The following is an 18,935-nucleotide window of genomic DNA, read 5'->3' as shown; positions in this document are numbered from 1 at the left end:
CCGTTTTCGGTAACCGGGAATCGTGGTTTATAAAGCGCCCCGCACAAGTGTCAGTAGGTGCCGGAAGACGGTGGCCGGTGCGCGAACCAGCGGAGGCGCCGCATGCCTTGACGTGCAGCCCAGCTGCTTTTTGGTCAACCGGCGATTCGCCTTTACCGTTTTGAACAACCGCCCGAGCAGCGTTCTCGGTCAGCAGACCGAAGCTGCGTGCAAACGCTGGACTTTCGCGGTTTGGGTGTGGCTGTGTTGGCCACACCAGGGAAATGAAACGGCCCCCGACGCGCCAACGCCGAGGGCCAGTGTGTCCCTACCAGTCGCCCATGCCTGAACGAACAAACGGTGGCGGCGGGCCTGCCAGCCCGCGCCGCCGGGTGAGGAACGTCTATGCCCAACTTTACGTCCCCGGCCCCGGACAACGGAGCCGGTGGATACACCTGGCCTCCGGTCGCGATCCCTGGCCGGGGCCGCAGTCCGGAGGCGGACCTTGCGGGCGATGTGACCGCGGATCGGTCCGTATCCGCGCCGGAACAGCTGGAGGAGGCCTGGGGGACCGGTCCCCGAATACCGGTGGCCGAGCCGAAAGGGGACCGGTCCCCGGTGCGGACGACATGGGGTCCGGCTGAGCGTGAGGGCGGCACGGAGGACGGAAATCCGCTGGTCAGCGGTGTGGGGACCGGTCCCGAAGCCGGGGACCGCACGGCACCGGACGGTCCCCTCGTACCCGTCCCCGCAGGCACGGCCGCGACGGCCGGTACCGATGCCAACCGGGCTGGGGATGAGGCCGGGGACCGCGAGGGGACCGGTCCCCGGTCCCCGGCCGGACCGACGGAGCGGACGGGGACCGTCCCCAGCGAAGGCGAGCGCCTGCTCAACGAACTGCGCGAGACCCTTGCCCGGTACGTCGTGCTGCCCAGCCCCGAGGCCCTCGACGCGGTCACGCTGTGGATCGCCGCGACCCACCTCCAGGCCGTCATCCAGCACGCCCCGCGCCTCGCGGTCGTGGCCCCGGTCAAACGGTGCGGCAAGTCCCGCCTGCTGGACGTCGTCACGGAGACCGTGCACAGGCCGGTCATCACTGTGAACTCGACTCCGGCCGCGATCTTCCGCTCCATCTCCAAGGACGACCCGCCGACCCTGCTGGTCGACGAGGCCGACACCATCTTCGGCACCGTCAAGGCCGCCGAGAAGAACGAGGAACTGCGCGGCCTGCTCAACGCCGGTCACCAGCGCAACCGCCCCAGCCTCCGCGTCGCCGGCCCCGACCACACACCGACCGAGTTCCCCACCTTCGCCATGGCCGCCATCGCCGGCATCGGCGACCTGCCCGACACCGTGATGGACCGCTCCATCGTCATCCGTATGCGCCGCCGCGCTCCAGGCGAGAAGGTTGCCGCCTTCCGCACCAGCCGCGACGTGCCTGCACTGCACGCCCTGCGCGACCGCATCGCCTCCTGGCTGAAGACCCAGCGCCGAGCCGCTGCCCACTTGGAGCCCGAGATGCCCGTCGAGGACCGGGCAGCCGATACGTGGGAGCCCCTCGTCATCGTCGCCGACCTCGCTGGAGGACGCTGGCCCGCCCTGGCCCGCAACGCATGCACCGCCATGGTCGGCCACGAGGCCGGGGAAGAGGAGGACACCGGGCTGAAGGTCCGCATCCTGGCGGACATCCGTGCCGCCTTCATCTCCTGCGGCAACCCCGACGCGCTGCCCACCGCCCGCCTGATCAGCATCCTGCGCGAAGACCCCGAAGCCCCCTGGGCCGAGTACGGCACCAACGGCCTCACCCCGCGCCTGCTCGGCATCCTGCTCCAGGACTATGGCATCCGCTCGGCCAACATCCGCTTCCCCGAAGGCAGCCAGGCCAAGGGCTTCGCCCGCAACAAGTTCCTGGACGCGTGGGAGCGCTACTGCACCGCTCCGACTCCGGCGGACTCCTCGGGCGCCTGACCCGTACCACTGGTCCCAGCCGTCCCCGCGCAGGTCAGCGCGGGGACGGGTCTCTTGCGCGCAACGAGTCGACCCGTACCTGCGCTCTCACCCGTACCTGCTCTGACCAGGCATGCAACCGGTGGGACGAGTGCGACCGCACCACGCCCCGCCTCGCCCCGACCGGGGAGCAAGTTATCGCAAGAGCATTGCTCTTGCGGTCCGGCCGAGGCCGAGCTGCCTCCGCCCCAGGGGTGGCGGAGGCTGGTGATCAGCGGAGGACTGCAGAGACCTGTCGGCGCAGACGCTCGTCGGTGATGGTCTCCGGCTCCCTCCACGCAGCGTCCGTGACCTCTTCGGTCTGGAGCTGGTGAACGTCGGCGGTTGTGCGGAAGAGGAACCTGAAGTCGATGTGCTGGTGGTCAGGCTCGCCCTTGGCGTCGTTTGCCGGGATCGCGTGAACGTCGATGTGGACGGGCCGGTCCGCCACGGCGGTGACGGCATCGGCGGGGATGCCGGTCTCCTCGGTGAGCTCGCGCAGGGCCGCGTCGAGGAGGGTGTCGTCCTGGGCTTCCAGGTGCCCGCCGGGCAGCAGCCACTTGTCCAGGGCGAGGTGGTGGATGTGCAGGATGCGGCCGTCCGGGCGGGCGAGGATGGCGCCGGCGGTGGCGTGGCCGCGGAATTCCTTGCGGCTGGCCAGGTCGGCTCCTTCGTCCAGGAGACCGAGGAGAGGGGCGAGGGCCTGCTTCTCGTCGGGGTGCTCGTCGAGGTAGCCGTGGATGATTGTGCGGATGTTTTCTGCCGTGATGGCCAAGTCGATCACCTGTTGAAGTAGGAGAGCCAGGTCGCCGCGATCGCGGCTCGGTCGTCCGCGCTGACCTCGTGAAGGCCGGGGGCCAGGTCGGCGCGGGTGAGCATCCTGATCGCGGCCAGGATCTCGGCCTGGACCAGGAAGATGAAAGGTCCGACGCTCGCGCCGTGCAGGAAGTTGACGGCGTTGCCGCCGTTGGCGAGATAGAAGTAGTGGCCGGTGGTCTGGTAGCGGGTGATGTGCTCGCCGACCATCGTGCGGGTGTAGACGTTGGGCAGCGCGTCCAGCTCCAGCTCGTCCTCCTTCGAGGTGACAGTGGCGACGTAGGCGCCGTTGCGCAGGTGGGGGAAGTCCTCGCCCTTGAGTGAGCGGGCGCCGGTCGCGCAGAGCACCAGGCCGGCCGAGGCGAGGGTGGCTTCGCGGTCGCGGGCGACGGCAAAGCCTTGGGAGAGGGCCTGGGTGCGGCGGACGGGGTCGATGTCGCAGACGGTGACCTGGACGCCTTTGGCATGCAGGAGCCGGGCGATGGAGGAGCCGAGCTTGCCGAAGCCGATCACGAGGGCGGGGCGGCCGTGGAGGATGTCGCCTCGGTCGCGCAGGACGGCCTCGGTGGAGAAGACGACGGACTGGCCGACCAGGAAGTCCTCGGGGTCCTTCAGCGGCGAGCGGGCGACCGAGATGACCGGGCAGGGCAGTTTGTCGAGCTCCGCGTACCGGCGGTGGCCGTTCTCGGTGTCCTCGATGACGCCGAGGATCTGGCCGGTGAAGCAGCTGTGCAGTTCGGCCAGGACGGGGGCGAAGTAGCCGCCGACGTCCAGCAGCACCACCGGCTCGCCGGCAGCCCGGGATTCGAGGTAGTCCAGGGCGGTCTCGGGGTTGGTGAACAGCTCGCGGGAGAGGGTGTCGCAGGGGGTGGTCTGTTCGATCTCGTGCTGGGCGGCGGGGCGGATGGACTTCGGCTTGGGCAGCACCGCCCGTAGCCGGGTCATCGCGGCGACCGCGCGGACGAAGGCGGGCCGCTCGGCCAGCAGGTGCGTGACGAGGAAGGCGGTGGCCTGCTCGGTGGGGGCGAACTGGGTGGCGATCTTGGTGAAGTAGGCGTCCAGCCTGGCGCGCTCGAAGGGTTCCATGGCAGTTCCCTCTCGGTTGAGTGTGGGGTCGTGCATGGGCGGCTGGGTCAGGGGGTGTAGGCGAGGCCGAAGAGGAGCCGGTCGGCCGCGCGGCCGGCATCGAGGTAGGTGTCGAGGCGGCCGGCGGTCGCGGACTGCGGCAGCGGGTCCAGGCCGATGATGAGGACGGCCTGGCCTCGGCGGGTGATCAGGTCGGTCCACCCGGGATGGGTCGGCAGGCGAAGTCCGTAGCGGGAGCCGCCGAACTTCAGCAGCACCCGGCTGCCGATAACGCGCAGGCAGCCATCGAGCTCGGCGACGGCCTCGTGGACGCCGACGAGGGGGCCGAGGCTGGCGGCGATGTGTCGCATGCGGGCCTCGATCGCGGCGGGGGTGTCGTGGCTGGCGCGGCCGGGCGGGTGGGCCAGCAGGATGTGCGCGGTGTCCTGCCCGTCCGGACCAGGGCCGGACCACGTCCAGGTGCTCAGCGAGAACAGCAAGCTCGGGCCAGGTCCGGTGGACGGCGCGGGCGCGAGGGGGCGGGTCAGCATGGCGTCTCCTGCACGGCGGGCGCGATGCGGAACCGCGACCAGACGATCTTTCCGGAGGGGTGGAGAGGGGCGACGCCCCAGCCGACCGACAGGGCGGCGACCAGGTGCAGCCCACGGCCGGAGGTGACGTCGTGGGCGGGAAGGCGGACTTCGGGCCAGCGGGGGTGCTCGTCGTGGACCTCCAAGTGGAGGTAGTGGCCGTCGATGGCCAGCCGGACCAGGAAGCTGCCGTGGTTGGCGTGGACGACCGCGTTGGTCGCCAGCTCCGAGGCACAGAGCCGGACGTCGTCGGCGAGGGCGTCCAGGCCCCAGACCAGGAGGGTCTTGTCGGCGAAATCGCGGGCCAGTCCGACCGAAGCTGGCGACGAGGCGAAGAATCGCTGGTCGGACGGGGTCATGGAGAGGTTCATGACTCTGCCTCCAGTACCGGCGCGGATCCGTGGCCGCGTCGGCGGGCCTGAGGGCCGCCGTGGCCGGGGCGCCGACGGCGGGCCGGGCCCGGAAGCTCCTTGCGGACCAGCAGCAGCCGGGCCCCGGTCGCCGTGATGCGCTTGCCTCGCGCTGCGGCTATGGCCCTGGGGCCCAGGTGGGAGGCGGAGGGCAGCACGACGCCGTAAGTGCCGGGCACGTCCAGCGTGTCCATCAGGCCGGTGAAGGCAGCCGAGTTGACCTTGATGACGCGTTCGGTGAACACGCCGGACAGCGAGAGCTCGTGCTGGCGGCAGTACTCGGCCAGCGACCGCTTCAAGGCCGCCTCGCGGGCCGTGGAGACGTTGACCAGCCGCAGGAAGCCATAGACGACCGGGCCGCTGACGCGACGGTGCTCGGTGAGGGGTTCCATGAAGGGGACCGTCCAAAGGATCAAGGGGGATGAAACAGGAAGGCCACCCCAGGGCGAAGAAGGGGCTGTGACCTGCGTGTTGAAGCGTCCTCCTGCTCGTGCGGCGACGAAATGACGCGGTGTTGCACTTGCGTTGCACTTCCGTCTCCCCGCATGCGTGTTCCGTGCTTGCATGAGCTCTCGGAAGGGAGCGACGCGTGGCGACCGTGCATCACTGGACCGGCCTGGAAGCCCGTGCCCTGCGGCTCGCCCTGCGGATGAGCGTCCGTGCGTTCGCCCAGCACCTCGGCGTCGCCGTCCGGACCGTCTCCAACTGGGACAAGCACCTGTCCGCGACCGAGCCCCGCCCCGATACCCAAGCGATCCTGGACACAGCTCTCGTCCGCGCGGACGCATCAGTGCACTTACGGTTCGAGACGTTCCTCTCCGAGGCCGGCGGGCCGCCCGCGACGACCCGCCGCGTCACCTCGGCAGGCCCCAGGGCCTGGGAGTACGAATCGTGGACCGACGACCTGGACCGGGTCGTGGTCGCCTTGAGCCGCCAGAACTTCACCTTCGCCGACAACCTGCTAGGCCGCTGGTTGAACCGCTTCCGACCGCCAGAGCTGGACGACAAGGGCCTGTATCTCCTCGCCCGCTCCACAGCCCTCATGGGTGACCTCAAGCGCGACCAGGGGGCAGTGGTGGGGCCGCTGTCGGCCCAGCACGCGTATGCCGGAGCGCGATCGCTCTTCGCCCAACTCGATATCCCCCGCCGCGTCGCCCAGCTCGACCTCTCCCTGGCCGTAGTCGCCGAGATGTCCGGCCGCCTGGACACCGCCGCCCGCACCTACGAACACCTGGCCGTCGACGACCGGCTCGCCCGCCGCGACCGCGCCAGGGCCCGCCTGTGGGTCGGGACCGCGCTGAGCAAGGAAGGCGAGCACGACTACGCGGCCCGCGTCATGCTCGCCGCGACCCACGACTTCGAAGACCTCGGCGAGCCGGACGACTGGTCCGTCGCCCACCAGAAACTCGCCCTCGCCCACCGGGGCGTCGGCGACCTGGGTAAAGCCCTGCACTTCATTGGCATCGCCCGCAGAACGGGAGTGACCGACTCGCCGATGCAGCGCGTGCGTCTGGACACCGCTCACGGACACATCCTGCTGTCCGACCTTGCCACCCGGGATGATGGCCTGACGGCCCTCGATCAGGCCGCGAGGCTGGCCGCTCAGTACGGCATGAGCCATCAGCTGGCCAGCATCGAGAGCATCCGGACGACCGCCGGGGCGATCAGTCCCAGGCGGCGGTGACCAGGGAGAGACGCCAGTGACGACGGACATCCAGCGGGCCATCACCGACGACCAGCGTCGACGAGCCAAGCTGATCTGGGACTACCACCAGACGGGCCACGAGCTCCGGCCGACGGACGCCGCCATCGGCCTGGGCAGCCACGACCTGGGCGTCCCCGTCTTCTGCGCCGAGCTCTATCGGGCCGGACTCTTCCCCACCCTCGTCTTCTCCGGCGGACCCAACCCCACCCACCCCGGCCGCTTCCCTCGCGGCGAGGCCGTGCACTTCCGCGAGCACGCGCTCGCCCTCGGCGTCCCTGACGAAGCGGTTCTACTGGAGCCCAACGCCAGGAACACCGGCCAGAACATCACCTTCTCCCGCGACGTTCTGGCCGCCGCTGGCCTCGATGTCAAGACAGTGCTGCTGGTCGCCATGCCTTACATGGAGCGACGCGCGTTCGCCACTGCCCGCCAGGTATGGCCCGAGGTGGAGGTGATCTGTGCCTCGGCGCCGCTGGAGTTCGACGACTACCTGAAGACGATCGGCGACGAAAAGCTCGTCGTCGACCAGCTCGTCGGCGATCTGCAGCGCGTGATCGAGTACCCGAAGCTCGGCTTCGCCATCGAGCAGGACGTCCCGGAGGACGTGCATGCCGCGTACGAATCCCTCATCAGCGACGGCTTCGACAGCCGTCTCCTCACCACCTGAACCCACGCGGGGTGGGGTGTGTGCCATCCACCAGCCCAACTTCTTCCCCCGGCTGACCACGCTGGCCAAGCTGTTCGCGGCGGACTGCTGGATCGTCCTCGACGACGTCCAGTTCGCCCGCCGCGACTATCAGCACCGAGCCCGCCTCGCAGCACTGGACAACCCGGCAGACCACAGATGGCGTCCCTTCCCACCCACCTGCCCAACGGCCAGCGGACACTCATCCGAGATGCGGTGATGGCCGAACCGGCCCGGACCCGGGAACGGACCGCCCGAGTGCTCCAGCAGCTCTATGGGGCCAGCCCGCACTGGCCCGCCTTCCAGCAAGCCCTGGCCTCGGTCCTCGACGCCTTTGTTGTCAGCGACCGGACCGCAGCCGTCGCCGAGGCCTCCACCCGAGCCCTGCTGGACCTCCTCACCTGGAAGGGACAGACCCTCCGCAGCAGTGACCTTCCGGCTCGCCCAGGCCGCTCACAGCGGCTCGCCGACCTGGCCACCGGCGTCAGCGCCCGGACGTACCTGTGCGGATCAGGCGGCATGCGCTACCTCGATGTGCGCCCCTTCGTCGCCAGCGGCATCACGGTCACTCCGTTCAACGCATCGGTCGCAGGGTTGTGCGAGGCCGCGCACCAGATCAGCGCAGTCAGGGCTCTGATGCAGTTCGGGCCTCATCACTTGGTCGACGAGTTGCGCACCAAGCTGCAACGGTGGAGTGACACATGCGACGAGCGTCTCGTCGTGTCCCCAAAGGGCCCGCAATAGACCAACGAGCGTCCACAGTGCCACGTGTTACAGGGCCCTGTCTCTGGGCACAGCAGGCCCTCATACCAGCGCGCGTTACGAAACTTCTTTCGTTCCCGTGCCTTGCCCCCAGGCCATCTACTGGCCTTGACCTGCGGAAACACCTCTGCCTGCTGCACACCGGCCCACTGACCAGACAGAGCCAGGTACGTTCTCCCTCAGGTCACGGCACATCTGTGCCTCGGCCACGCCAGCCCCGCCTCACAGCGGGGCTTTTTATTGCCCGCACACCGATCGATGGCCCCCGCCGCAGAACACTGCGGCGGGGGCCATCGTCATGTCTGGGCCCGGAAGGAGAAGAGCACACAGTGTCCAAGGCCGTACTGATCGCGCTGCTCGCGCTGGTCGCGCTAACCCTTGTCTGGCTAGTCACCGTGCTGGTTCACGGGCGCATCGCCGAACAGGCGATCCGCCGGGCCCGTCTCGAAGACTTGCCCCAGATGTTGGAAACCAGCAGCCGCACCCTGATCAGCATGTGCAGCTCGCTGCGGTTCAGGGTCCGCCAGGTGCTCCCCGGTACCAGCACCGAAGTGGCGGAGAGCAGTGAGCGATCGGCGGCAAAGGAGGGGGCAGAGGGGGAAGAGCAGTGAGACACAGGGGATACGGGCCGGATCGAGACCGCGTAGGCCGGCACATTGGCGAAGACATTCTTGGCCGTGCACTACGTAAGGTACTCACCCCAGCACACCGACGGCTGCTCCTCGACTACCTGCACGGCGCCCCGCCTGAGCAGATGGCAGCCCAGCTAGGCATCACACAAGGCAGTCTGCAGCAGCTCATTTCCCGGCTCCTGGCCAAGCTGCGTGACTCGGAGTACGGCGACCAACTCCGTGAGGAACTCCGCAGCCGCTTCGGGCCCCGACACTCACCCGTGGTGTGGCAGGCAGCCAAGGACGTCCCCGTACACCGTTGCGCGCGTCCTAGCTGCACCGCCCCACCCTTCACCCAGAAGCCCACTGGTCGGCCCCGCCGTTACTGCAGTACAGCCTGCAAGCAGGCCGCCTACCGTGATGCCCGGCGCGTCGGGTCCGGCTCGACCATACGCTCAGAGAGGCGTACGGCCCGGCGCACCGTGCAGCGCCGTACCTATCGACTGCTGAGCTACTCGGATACTCCACCCGAATTCCCCGCGCCGCGTCACTCACCGCCCGGCTTCGACGAGTACATGGCGTATCTCGAACGACGCCTCGCCGAGTGGGCGGCACCCGTCACCCCATACGTACGGACGCCATCAACGTTCCGGCCCAACCCCGGCAGCTGGCACTTCCTCTTCGAGGAGTACGGGACGCAGATCTCTGGTGTACCAGGCACTGGCAAATCCCAGCTTCTGGCCCGTCTCCTCCATGAATTGGTAGACGGTCAGCATCGTGCACAGGCGGTGCTGTTCTCGCCCTATCTGACCCAGCGCCTGGGGCGGAACATCAGGCTGGGCATAGAGCCACCCCCTTCAACGGAGCCAATCAAGCTCGACCCCAGCCCGACCAGCCCCCTGCACTTCCACCTCCCGCCCCACACCCACTACACCAAGCCCCGACAGCACCAGGTGGACCCCCTGCCAGACCCCATCAGCACCTGGGTCCGACCCTGGCAATGGGGGAAGGCCCCACACAGCGGTCCGTCCTGGCACCCCGAGAGAGAACCCCGAAAGACACCTCCGATGTACAGACCCGCCGTGCGCACCCCGCCCCGTCGCTACCGCCGAAATCGGTAAGAAGTACCGAATGCGACTTCGAGCCGATCCTCATGCATAGCTTGGCCGCGCCACATCACGGGACGGCCCAGACGCCGCGCCAAGAACGGCTCGGTAGTCACGTCGAAGGCTGCGGGACACCATCCGGCTACTCGAGCCCCCGTGCCCTATCCGTGCCCTTGGGCCCGGTAGACAGCGGTTAGAAGGGGCACCAGACAGCCCCTGAAAAAGCACTGAGTCCCTCCATCACCGCAGGTCAGGTCGTATATCTGTCCTCCAGACCCCTGTGATTCCCAAGCTCAGAGCGCGAGTTCGATTCTCGTCGCCCGCTCTTCTGGAACGGACCCCAGGCCGGATGGCCTGGGGTCCGTTTCGTTTGCTCACGTCACACCGGCGCTCACGTCACACCGGCGCTCACACCCGCACAGGCGCTCACATCCGCGCCGGCGTCCACGACGGCCAGGGCTCCGTGCGTACCGAGCGGTCGTGATCGCCGCTGAGCTCGCGCAGGGAGCGGGCCTCCGGGGCGCCGATGCGGGCGAGCAGCACGTGCGCCTCCGACCAGTGCAGCCGGGCGGTGTCGGGGTCGGGGAGGCGGGCGGTGGCGTGGCCGAGTTCGGCGAGGGCGAGGCCCGCGCCGTACTGGTCGCCGTCGGCCGTGAAGGCCTCCACGGCGCGCGCGGCGGCGTCGGCGGCCTCGGCGGCGCGGCCGGCGGCGCGCAGGACGTGGGTGAGGCTCATCAGGGTGCGGCCGGTGCGGCGGCGCTCCTCGGGGCGCAGCAGGGCGAGGGCGGCGCGGAAGTGGCCGACGGCCCCGTCCAGGTCGCCGCGTTCCTCGGCGAGGGTGCCGAGGGTGCTCAGGGCGAGGGCCTCCAGGCCGCTGTCGTTCAGGGTGCGGCACAGGGCGCGGGCCGTGGCGGCGGCGTTCCCGGCGTCGGTGGCGCGGCCCGCGCCGGCCAGGGACCGGGCGAGGCCCAGGAGTTCGGGAACGACGGCGGCGGTGGAGCCCAGGGTGTCGTGGAGGGTGGCGGCGGCCCGGAAGGCGTGGGCGGCGTCCTCGTGCCGGCCGGCCCGGGCGAAGCAGGCGCCCAGGGCGCTGTGGGTGTGGGCGCGGACGACGGGCGGCAGCGCGTGGCGGGCGCACAGGTCGCGGGCGGCGATCAGCTCGGCGAGGGCGGGGGTGGTGGCGGTGCCCATCTCCAGGAGCAGCCGGCCGAGGGCGAGCCGGACGCGCGCCTCGGCGGCCGGGTCGCCCTCGGCGAGGGCGGTGCCGAGCAGGGCGAGCGCGGCCCGGCCGAGCCGGCGGGTGGCGTGGCCGCAGTCGTGCCGGAGGGTGCTGTCGAGCAGCAGCTCGGCCGCGAGGGCGAGATCCGGGGCGCCGGCCGCCCGGCCGGCGGTGAGCGCGTGCTCCCGGCCGGCGGTCAGCGCGCGCTCCGGGCCGGTGGTGGCCGCGCCCTCGGCGTACCGCTGGAGCGCGGCGGCGACGTCGCAGGGGTCGACGCCGGGGTCGCCGTGGTAGCGGCGGACCACCCGGCCCAGGGCCGCCCTGATGTGCTCCGGTTCGCCTTCCGGGCCGCACAGGCCCTGGGCGAAGGCGGACAGCAGACCGTGGTAGCCGTAGCGCTCGGGGGCGGGGGTCTCCAGCAGGGAGCAGTCCACCAGTGATTCGGCGACGTCCTCGGCCTCGTGGCGGGACAGTTCGAGGGCGGCGGCAACGGCGTCCAGCGGGAGGTGCGGGAGCCGGAGCGCTGCCAGCAGGCGGAAGGCGCGGGCCTGGGCGGCGTCCAGCCGCTCGTAGCTGAAGCGGAAGGTGGTCTCCACGTCGAGGGTGCCGGAGCGCAGGACGTCCAGGCGGCGCCGGTCGTGCTCGTCCTCCAGCTGGTCGACGACCCAGCCGATCCCCCAGCCGGGCCGGCAGGCCAGCCGGGAGGCGAGGAGGCGGATCGCGAGCGGGAGGTGGCCGCAGGCCGCCACGCCGCGGCGGGCGTCCTCCGGCTCGGCGGCGACCCGGTCCGCGCCGACGACGCGGGTGAAGAGTTCCAGGGACTCCTCGGGCGTGAGCACGCCGAGGGCGACGAAGCGCATGCCGGGGAGCGGGTCGAGCCGGGTGCGGCTGGTGACGAGGACGGCGCAGCCGTCGACGGGCAGCAGCGGGCGTATCTGCTCGGTGTCGCGGGCGTTGTCGAGCACGATCAGCACCCGGCGGCCCGCCACCGCGGAACGGAAGAGGGCCGTGCGCTCGGCGAGCCCGGCGGGCACCGCCTGGGCGGGGACGCCCAGGGCGCGCAGGAAGCCCTCCAGGGTCTCCTCGGGCGGGGTGGGCCGTCCGTCGTCGTCGTGCAGGACGGCGTGGAGCTGGCCGTCGGGGAACCGGTCGGCCAGCCGGTGCGCGGTCCGCACGGCGAGTTCCGTCTTGCCGACGCCGCCGAGGCCGGATATCGCCACCACGGGCATGCCGTCGGGCCGCAGCAACGCCTCGGCCACGGTGGCCGTCTCGGCCTCGCGGCCGGTGAAGTCGGATGCGGTGAAGGGGAGTTGCCGGGGAGCCGGGGACCAGAGGGCGGGCGCCGTCTCCACGCGTCCCGGCCGCCGCTCGGCGAGGAGCCGGCCGGCGAGGGACGAGGCGCCGGGGGACGGGACGGCGAGGGACGAGGAGGTGGGCGCGCCCGGCGCCGGCGCGGCGGGCACCAGCGCGGGGTCGGCGGCGAGCACCCGCCGGTGGAGCTCGCGCAGGGCCGGCCCGGGATCGACCCCGACCTCCTCCGCCAGCACCCGGCGCGCCTCGTCGTACGCCTTGAGCGCGTCGGCCTGCCGGCCGGACCGGCACAGGGCGGTCATCCGCAGCTCGGCGAAGCGCTCGCGCAGCGGGTAGGCGGCGGTGAGCCCGGCGAGTTCCTCGACGACCTCGCGGTGCCGGCCCTGTTCGAGGTCGATCTCCAGCCGGGTCTCCAGCAGTTCGACCTTGCGCTCCTGCCACCGGGTGCGCTGGCGCTCGGCGTACGGGCCGGGCAGGACGAGCAGCACGTCACCGCGCCACAGGCCCAGGGCCTGCCCCAGGGCGCGCAGCGCGCCCTCCGCGTCGCCCTCGGCGCGACGGGCGGCGGCCTCGGCGGCGAGCGCCTCGCACCGGGCGGCGTCCACGCGGTCGGCGGGGACGCGCAGCCGGTAGCCGCCGGACTCGGAGGTCAGGACGTCCGCGCCGAGCAGGCGGCGCAACCGGTAGGCGTAGGTGCGCACCGTGCCGAGGGCGGCGTGCGGCGGCTCCTCGCCCCACAGGGCGTCGATGAGCCGGTCCGCGGAGACCGTCCGGCCCTCGCTCAGCAGCAGCATGGCGAGCATGGCGCGCTGCTGCGGCGGTCCGAGCGGCAGTTCGGCCCCGCTCCGCCAGGCCCGCAGCGGGCCCAGGACGGAGAACCACAGCCCCTCCGGCGCTTCCGGCACGCTCGTTCCGATTGCCATGAATTCAGCCATACCTGTCGTGATTTCCAGTAAGTGAAGGGTATTCTGCACCCCGGCCGTATCGATCATTTCCTTTCAGTTTCCTTCGACTTCTTTCGGCTTCTTTAGAACACGGCCGTGCGGGGTGGGAATCAGTGCGGGGGAAGACCCTGGCCGGGCGGTACACGCTGTCCGAACGGCTCGCGAGCGGCTCCATGGGGACGGTGTGGACGGGCCTGGACTCCGTCCTCGAGCGGCAGGTCGCCGTGAAGCTGCTCCGTCCGCCGGTGGAGGACGACGCCACGTTCGCGGAGCGGTTCCGCTCCGAGGCGACGGCCATGGCCAAGCTCAACCACCCCGGCATCGTCTCGGTGTACGACTACGGGCACGAGCCCCCGGCCGCCGGGGACACCGGCGAGCCCACCGCGTTCCTGGTGATGGAGCTGGTGACCGGCGAGTCGCTGGACGCGCTGCTCCGCCGCGAGGGCGCGCTGCCCCCGGAGCGCGCGCTGGACCTCGCCGTACAGATCGTGGAGGCCCTGCGCGCCGCGCACGAGGCCGGGATCGTCCACCGCGACGTCAAACCGTCGAACCTGCTGCTGCGGGACGGCCGGATCCTGGTCGCGGACTTCGGCATCGCGCTGCCGGACTTCTCGCCCCGCCTCACCGCCTCCGGTACGCGGCTGGGCACCGCCCCGTACCAGGCGCCCGAGCAGGCCGCCCGGGGCCGGGTCACACCCGTGGCCGACCTGTACTCGGTCGGCGTCGTCCTCCACGAGATGCTGGCCGGGCAGGTGCCGTTCGACGGCGCGACCGCCTTCGAGATCACCCTCAAGCACCTCACGGAGCCCCCGCCGGAACTGCCGGACGACATCCCCGTCCCGGTGCGGGAAGTAGTGCGACGGGCGCTGTCCAAAGCCCCCGATGAGCGGTGGGAGAACGCCGCCGCCATGGCCGCCGAACTGGCCTCCGTGCGTGACGCGGTGAGGGTGTACTCCTCGTACGCCGCCTCAGTCGCTACCTCCAGCCCGGCCACGACCTCCGTCCCGGTCGCGTCCCCCGCCGCCTCGACGCACGCCACCGTCTCGACGAGCGTCACCGGCATGCGGCGAGCCCAGGTGGGGGCGCTCGTCGCGGCGTGCATCGTGGCGGCGGGCGCCACCGCCGTGGCCGTCCCCCTGACCCTGCGGGACGGCGGCGAGCGGCAGGCGCGGGCGACCGCCGAGGACGCCGGGAGCATCCGTCCGGGCGCCTCCCCCGCCGCGCCGCGGGCGGGCACCGCGCCCGGCGCCTCCGCCGCGCCCGCCCCGCCCGCCGCCTCCCCGAGCGCGAGTTCCGGCCACTCCGGGACCGTCCCGGCCCCCACCGGAAGCACGCCCTCCGCTCTGCCCGGCGCGTCCGGCAGCGCGACACCCGACATGTCGCGGCCCTCCTCGCCGGGCGGCTACACCCTTCCCGGCCCGGTGGCCCCCACGCCGTCCCACCAGAAGGGCACGGGCGACGGCACGGGCGGGGACTCCCGGCCCGAGACCGGCCGGCCGGCGCCGGACCACTCCAAGGAGCCGGACCCCGACAAGAACCCGGACCCGGCCAAGCCGACCCCGTCGAAGCCCGATCCCTCGAAGCCGGCCCCGCCCGTGCAGCCCGCCCTGCCGGCGAAGGTGCAGTGGCGCAACGGCTTCACGGCCCTCGACAACGACAACAGCCGGCAAGTCGACGGCAATCGCGTCGGCACCTGGGACATCAACGCGAGCGAAGCCCAGCAGTGGCAGCCGACCAAGTACGGGGACGGCAGCTACACCTTCACCAACCTCGCCGCCCCGGGGAAGGTGCTGGACATGAGCCTCGAGGACCGCATGGCCCAGATCTGGGGCACGCCCCAGGGCCCCGCGGCGAACCAGCGGTGGCGCGTCGTGCCCGAGGGCTCCGGCTACCGGCTGATCAACATGAAGAACCAGGAGTGCCTGACCGCCAACGGCCTGCACGTCCTGACCAACGTCAGCCCGTGCGACGGCGGCACCCGTCAGCTGTGGACGGCCATCGACGCCGACAGCTACGAGACGAAGAACTCGTCTCCGTGAGCGGTACGTCATCCGCTGGTGCGTCGTGGCTGGTCGCGCCCGCGCGGCGGTAGCCGCATGCCGACAACCGCCTCGCGCCCCTTCGGGGCGCTGCCTAGGCCCCGTCCCGGTCCTCGTCCTCGTACGGCGCCTCCTCCAGCAGCCGTTCGCCGATGTCGTCGGACCAGGCCCGGGCCCAGTCGCGCAGCGCGGCGACCCGGTCCTCCGCCAGCCCGTACGCGGTGAACTCGCGGTCGTCGATCCAGTCGGCGCCGTCCAGCCGGGCCCGCAGGTCGGCCAGGTCGAAGGCCTCGTCCCAGGCGTGCCGTCTGCCGAACTCCTCCAGCTCGGCGGGCGGCCAGTGGGCGGAGGCGGCGTGGACGTCGATGAAGTCGCGGGCGAAGCCCCGGGCGGCCAGGGCGCGGACCTTGGTGCCGACGACGTCCTCGGCCGCCAGGCAGGGGCCGAGGCCGGTGGGGACGAGCGGTCGCCAGACCGTCTCCTTGAGGATCTGCACGGCGCGCTCCTCCCCGGTCTCCGGGTCGGTCACCGCGAAACGGGCCGACAGCGGATCGGTCTCGGTGTGTCCCACCCGCCAGCCGTGCGCCTCCAGGGCCGTCCGCAGTGCCGCGACGAGGGCGGGCATCGGCTCCTGGCTGTCGGTGGCGAGCGCCGCGTTGCCCACGGGCCGGTCGGTCAGGCCGAGCGCCCGTAGGGCGAGGCCGCCGGTCAGGACGAGCGGATACGCCGCCCCCGCCGTGACGAGGTGGGCGATCAGCCGCCGGAGGGGTCCGGCGATCGGCTCAGGGCCATCCGCTTCCATGGCCGTGATTATCGCGCAGGGAATGATCATCGCGTGCTGTCGCGGGGCGCGGCCGTGCCGCGCCCCGCGAGTGACGTCGTCGGTGCGAGCGTCCTCGTCAGTGCTGCCAGCCGTCCAGCTGGCGGTGGACCTTCACGGACGGACGGGCCGGGTGGGCCGCGGTCAGCGAGGTCGGCTGGGACAGCAGGGCCTTGACCTCGTCGGCCAGGGCGTCCGCCTGGCGCCTGAGGTCGGCGGCGGGCAGCCGGGAGGCGCTCAGCGTGTCCAGCCTGCGGTGGATGTCGGCGAGCCGGTGCTGGGCGTCGGCGGTGAGCCGGGCGGGCGCGGCGGTCGAGACGACGAACTGGTAGGCGCCCGCGAGGGTCTGGCAGCCGTCGCAGTGCTCGTTGACGGCGTGGCCGTTGTTGACCGCGGAGAGCCGGACGTCGTGCCCCGAAAGGGTGATGACCTGGAAGGACAGTGCCACCGAGCGGCAGGCGTCGTCGGCGGTGCACCCCACCGACCTGGCGTCCGCGCGGTTGTCGGCGCGGGCCGCCGCGACCGAGCCGAACTGGTGGATGGTGAAGCTGTCGCGGTGGTCGATGTGGTGCCGGTGGTCCGCCGTCGTCCGGACGCCGTCGTGGGTGATGGCGACGGCCTCGGCGGCCTGGGCCGGGCCGGTGGCGGCCACGGCGAGCCCGGCGGCCAGCAGGCCGACCCGCAGAAAATGGCGTGAGAGGTGAGCGTTCATGGAGTGCTCCTTGCGACGGTTTGCGTCGGTGTGACTGAGTGGATCAGTGGGTCGCGGCCGGCGACGCCGTCGGCGAGGGCGCCGGGGTCGCCGGGGTCGCGGTGGTGGGCGCCGGGGCCGGGGGGCTCGCCGGCGCGGGGGCCGGGGCGGGCGGGACGGGCGCGGCCGACGGGGACGCGGTCGCGGCCGGGCTGGGCACCGGCTTGGGTGCCGGGGAGGGCGGCAGCACGGGGGGCTTCGGGGGCGCGGTGGTGGGCGCCAGGACGATCGGGGCCGGGACCGCGGAGGGCTTGGGGGCCGGCGCGGGACCCGCCGCCGGGGCGGCCGGGGCCGGGGCGGCCGACGGGGGCGGCGAGGGGAGTCCCGGGGCCGCCGACGGGGTGCGCCAGGGCAGCGGGGAGAGCACCGGGGTGGCCGCGTCCGGGCCGGCGCCGCTCGGGGCGTGCCCGGCGATCGGGGCGTGCGCGTTCGCCTCGGCCGGGTCGGGCGCGGGCGGCACGGTGGGGACGTTGGGCTGGAGGATCGGCGCGATCGGCGGCTTGGGCGGCAGCGGCTTGGGGGTGACCCCGCTGGTCCAGGCGTAGGCGAGGACCGTGGCCACGGCGGCGACGCCCAGGACGAGCGCGGCGCGCAGCCGGGGGCGCCCGGAGGTGGCGCGCAGGGCGTTGCGGCCGAGCCGTCCGGAGAGCCGGATGGACAGGTACGTCATGCCGGCCAGCGGCACGATGAGCATCAGGCTGCCCAGCACTCCGGCGAGGCCCGCTGCGAGCTGGCCGTCGGCGAACGCCTCGTAGGTGCCGGTGAGTTGCTGGGTGAGGGAGCGGATGCCCGTGCCGATCAGGCGCGGGAGGTTCCACAGGGCGTAGGCGACCTCGGCGGCCAGCAGCGGGACCATGGTCAGCACCCAGGTGGTGACGACGGCCCGGGTCCTGGGCTTGAGGTCGGCGACGGCGGGGTCGGTGCCGCGCCAGGGCAGCGCGCTCAGCAGGATCGGCTTGATCTTGCCGTAGAGGTCGGGCACTCCGGCGAGGTCGCCGAGGATGAAGTAGCCGTCGAGCCGGACGGCGGGCATCAGTTGTTCCAGCACCTCGAAGTGGCCGAGGTAGACGGCGCAGAGCAGGAAGGGCTGGCCGGTGGCGAAGTACGCCCCGGTCAGCAGCAGCATGAAGACGACGTTGAAGTAGACCCCGCCCAGGTCGGTGCGGATCCGCCCGGCCCGGCCGATGCGGTAGACGTCGGTGACGTCCGTGTACATCGAGGGCCAGATCAGGAAGAGGCCGCAGCCGATGCAGCCGGGTGTCGCGCCGTCGTATCTGCACGCCGAGGCGTGGCCGAACTCGTGGAAGACGAGCGAGGCGACGGTCAGCCCGAAGACCACGAGCAGCAGCAGCGGCTGGTCGAGGACGTTGAGCACGGGCGTCATCGCGCCGTGGACGCCGAACAGCCAGGTGTCCATGGCCAGGGCCAGCAGCAGGACGACCGCCACCACGGGCGGGCGGTGGAGCCAGGCCAGCGAGCGGGCGATGACGGCGACCCGTCGCTCGTTGAAGATCACGCGGTGGCCCTTGAGGGCCAGCAGCAGGTCGGAGCGCGGGCCGTGGACCTCGTCGCTCTCCTGGCCGGGCGGCACGGTGATGCCGAGCGGCTGGAGCTTGGTCTCCACGAGGTAGGCGACGTTGTCGGCGCTGACCTCGCGGCCGAACGAGACGCTGACCTCCCGGGCGATGGCCCGGGTGTCGCGCCGCCCGTCGACGGCGGAGGCGACCAGGTGGAGCAGCCGGGAGAGCTGCACCACCTGGCCGTCGCCGCGGCGGGCGATGTACTTGGGCTCGGTAAACCCCGAGCCCTGGTACTCGCCGTGCAGCCGCAGCCCGGCGCTGAGCCGTGGGACGACGGCTTCCGCGTCGGGCGGCGGCGGGGTCCCGGTGGCCTCCCCCTCCTCGTACGCCGGTGGCAGGACGTACGGGAATCCTCCGGGACCCGGCACCGGGGCTCCGCTGTCCCCTGTCCGGACCTCGGTCCCCCCGGTGCCGAAGTGGATCGTCGTGGTCGTGCCCGTCGTGCCCGTCGTGCGGCGATGGCGGCTACGGCCGGCCTCGTGGTCTCCGACCACCGTCATCCTGTCTCCCCCTGGACGAAATTCGACGGATCCACCCCTGTCCCCCATCCCCCGAG

The 18,935-nt window shown here is 72.0% G+C and carries 16 protein-coding genes; 7 read left to right on the top strand and 9 right to left on the bottom strand.

Features of this window, described 5'->3' with window-relative positions:
• Positions 1-666: 666 nt before the first annotated feature.
• Positions 667-1,947 carry a DUF3631 domain-containing protein gene (locus tag ACFYZR_RS08710; protein WP_391907329.1) on the top strand — a complete coding sequence of 427 codons (1,281 nt, stop codon included), beginning with the start codon at positions 667-669 and terminating at the stop codon, positions 1,945-1,947.
• 250 nt (positions 1,948-2,197) lie between these two features.
• Here the strand turns inward: ACFYZR_RS08710 and ACFYZR_RS08705 are convergent, their stop codons facing one another.
• From ACFYZR_RS08705 to ACFYZR_RS08685, 5 genes are read right to left on the bottom strand one after another with little or no spacing between them, the layout of a single operon-like run.
• A complete protein-coding gene (locus ACFYZR_RS08705) occupies positions 2,198-2,749 on the bottom strand; it encodes an NUDIX hydrolase (RefSeq protein WP_391906995.1) in 552 nt (183 codons plus the stop codon).
• A complete protein-coding gene (locus ACFYZR_RS08700) occupies positions 2,746-3,867 on the bottom strand; it encodes an adenosylhomocysteinase (protein WP_391906992.1) in 1,122 nt (373 codons plus the stop codon). Before ACFYZR_RS08700 ends, ACFYZR_RS08705 begins: the two co-directional genes overlap by 4 nt.
• Positions 3,868-3,914: 47 nt before the next feature.
• Entirely contained in the window at positions 3,915-4,397 is a 483-nt protein-coding gene (locus tag ACFYZR_RS08695; protein WP_391906989.1) for a hypothetical protein, read from the bottom strand.
• Positions 4,391-4,807: an ATP-binding protein gene (locus ACFYZR_RS08690; RefSeq protein ID WP_391906987.1), complete on the bottom strand. Its 417-nt coding sequence runs from the start codon at positions 4,805-4,807 to the stop codon at positions 4,391-4,393. Before ACFYZR_RS08690 ends, ACFYZR_RS08695 begins: the two co-directional genes overlap by 7 nt.
• A complete protein-coding gene (locus ACFYZR_RS08685) occupies positions 4,804-5,238 on the bottom strand; it encodes a hypothetical protein (RefSeq protein ID WP_391906984.1) in 435 nt (144 codons plus the stop codon). The genes ACFYZR_RS08690 and ACFYZR_RS08685 overlap by 4 nt, the downstream gene beginning before the upstream one ends.
• 197 nt (positions 5,239-5,435) lie before the next feature.
• Between ACFYZR_RS08685 and ACFYZR_RS08680 the strand changes: the two genes are divergently transcribed.
• The 5 genes from ACFYZR_RS08680 to ACFYZR_RS08660 all read left to right on the top strand — a co-directional run bounded on the left by ACFYZR_RS08680 (position 5,436) and on the right by ACFYZR_RS08660 (position 8,609).
• The gene (locus tag ACFYZR_RS08680; RefSeq protein ID WP_391906981.1) at positions 5,436-6,530 is read left to right on the top strand and encodes a helix-turn-helix domain-containing protein; all 1,095 of its coding nucleotides are present in this window, start codon (positions 5,436-5,438) and stop codon (positions 6,528-6,530) included.
• 16 nt (positions 6,531-6,546) lie between these two features.
• The gene (locus tag ACFYZR_RS08675) at positions 6,547-7,218 is read left to right on the top strand and encodes a YdcF family protein (protein ID WP_391906978.1); all 672 of its coding nucleotides are present in this window, start codon (positions 6,547-6,549) and stop codon (positions 7,216-7,218) included.
• 16 nt (positions 7,219-7,234) lie between these two features.
• A complete protein-coding gene (locus tag ACFYZR_RS08670; RefSeq protein ID WP_391906975.1) occupies positions 7,235-7,456 on the top strand; it encodes a WbqC family protein in 222 nt (73 codons plus the stop codon).
• On the top strand, positions 7,396-7,980 hold the full coding sequence (locus ACFYZR_RS08665) for a WbqC family protein (protein WP_391906973.1): 585 nt from the start codon (positions 7,396-7,398) through the stop codon (positions 7,978-7,980). The genes ACFYZR_RS08670 and ACFYZR_RS08665 overlap by 61 nt, the downstream gene beginning before the upstream one ends.
• A 347-nt stretch (positions 7,981-8,327) precedes the next feature.
• Positions 8,328-8,609, top strand: a complete 282-nt coding sequence (locus ACFYZR_RS08660; protein WP_391906970.1) for a hypothetical protein — start codon at positions 8,328-8,330, stop codon at positions 8,607-8,609.
• Between the two features lie 1,532 nt (positions 8,610-10,141).
• Here ACFYZR_RS08660 and ACFYZR_RS08655 read toward each other — a convergent pair.
• Complete coding sequence (locus ACFYZR_RS08655) at positions 10,142-13,168, bottom strand: BTAD domain-containing putative transcriptional regulator (protein WP_391906968.1); 3,027 nt, start codon at positions 13,166-13,168, stop codon at positions 10,142-10,144.
• Between the two features lie 134 nt (positions 13,169-13,302).
• Between ACFYZR_RS08655 and ACFYZR_RS08650 the strand changes: the two genes are divergently transcribed.
• Entirely contained in the window at positions 13,303-15,228 is a 1,926-nt protein-coding gene (locus tag ACFYZR_RS08650) for a protein kinase (protein ID WP_391906965.1), read from the top strand.
• 94 nt (positions 15,229-15,322) lie between these two features.
• Here the strand turns inward: ACFYZR_RS08650 and ACFYZR_RS08645 are convergent, their stop codons facing one another.
• From ACFYZR_RS08645 to ACFYZR_RS08635, 3 genes are all read right to left on the bottom strand, one after another.
• On the bottom strand, positions 15,323-16,030 hold the full coding sequence (locus ACFYZR_RS08645; RefSeq protein WP_391906962.1) for a nucleotidyl transferase AbiEii/AbiGii toxin family protein: 708 nt from the start codon (positions 16,028-16,030) through the stop codon (positions 15,323-15,325).
• 97 nt (positions 16,031-16,127) lie between these two features.
• On the bottom strand, positions 16,128-16,760 hold the full coding sequence (locus ACFYZR_RS08640; RefSeq protein ID WP_391906959.1) for a hypothetical protein: 633 nt from the start codon (positions 16,758-16,760) through the stop codon (positions 16,128-16,130).
• A gap of 43 nt (positions 16,761-16,803) precedes the next feature.
• Positions 16,804-18,879, bottom strand: a complete 2,076-nt coding sequence (locus ACFYZR_RS08635) for a hypothetical protein (protein WP_391906956.1) — start codon at positions 18,877-18,879, stop codon at positions 16,804-16,806.
• Between the last annotated feature and the right edge of the window lie 56 nt (positions 18,880-18,935).

This window comes from Streptomyces sp. NPDC001678 (genome assembly GCF_042892945.1).
In the GTDB taxonomy this organism is placed as follows: domain Bacteria; phylum Actinomycetota; class Actinomycetes; order Streptomycetales; family Streptomycetaceae; genus Streptomyces.
This window is presented reverse-complemented; position numbering and strand designations above follow the sequence as displayed.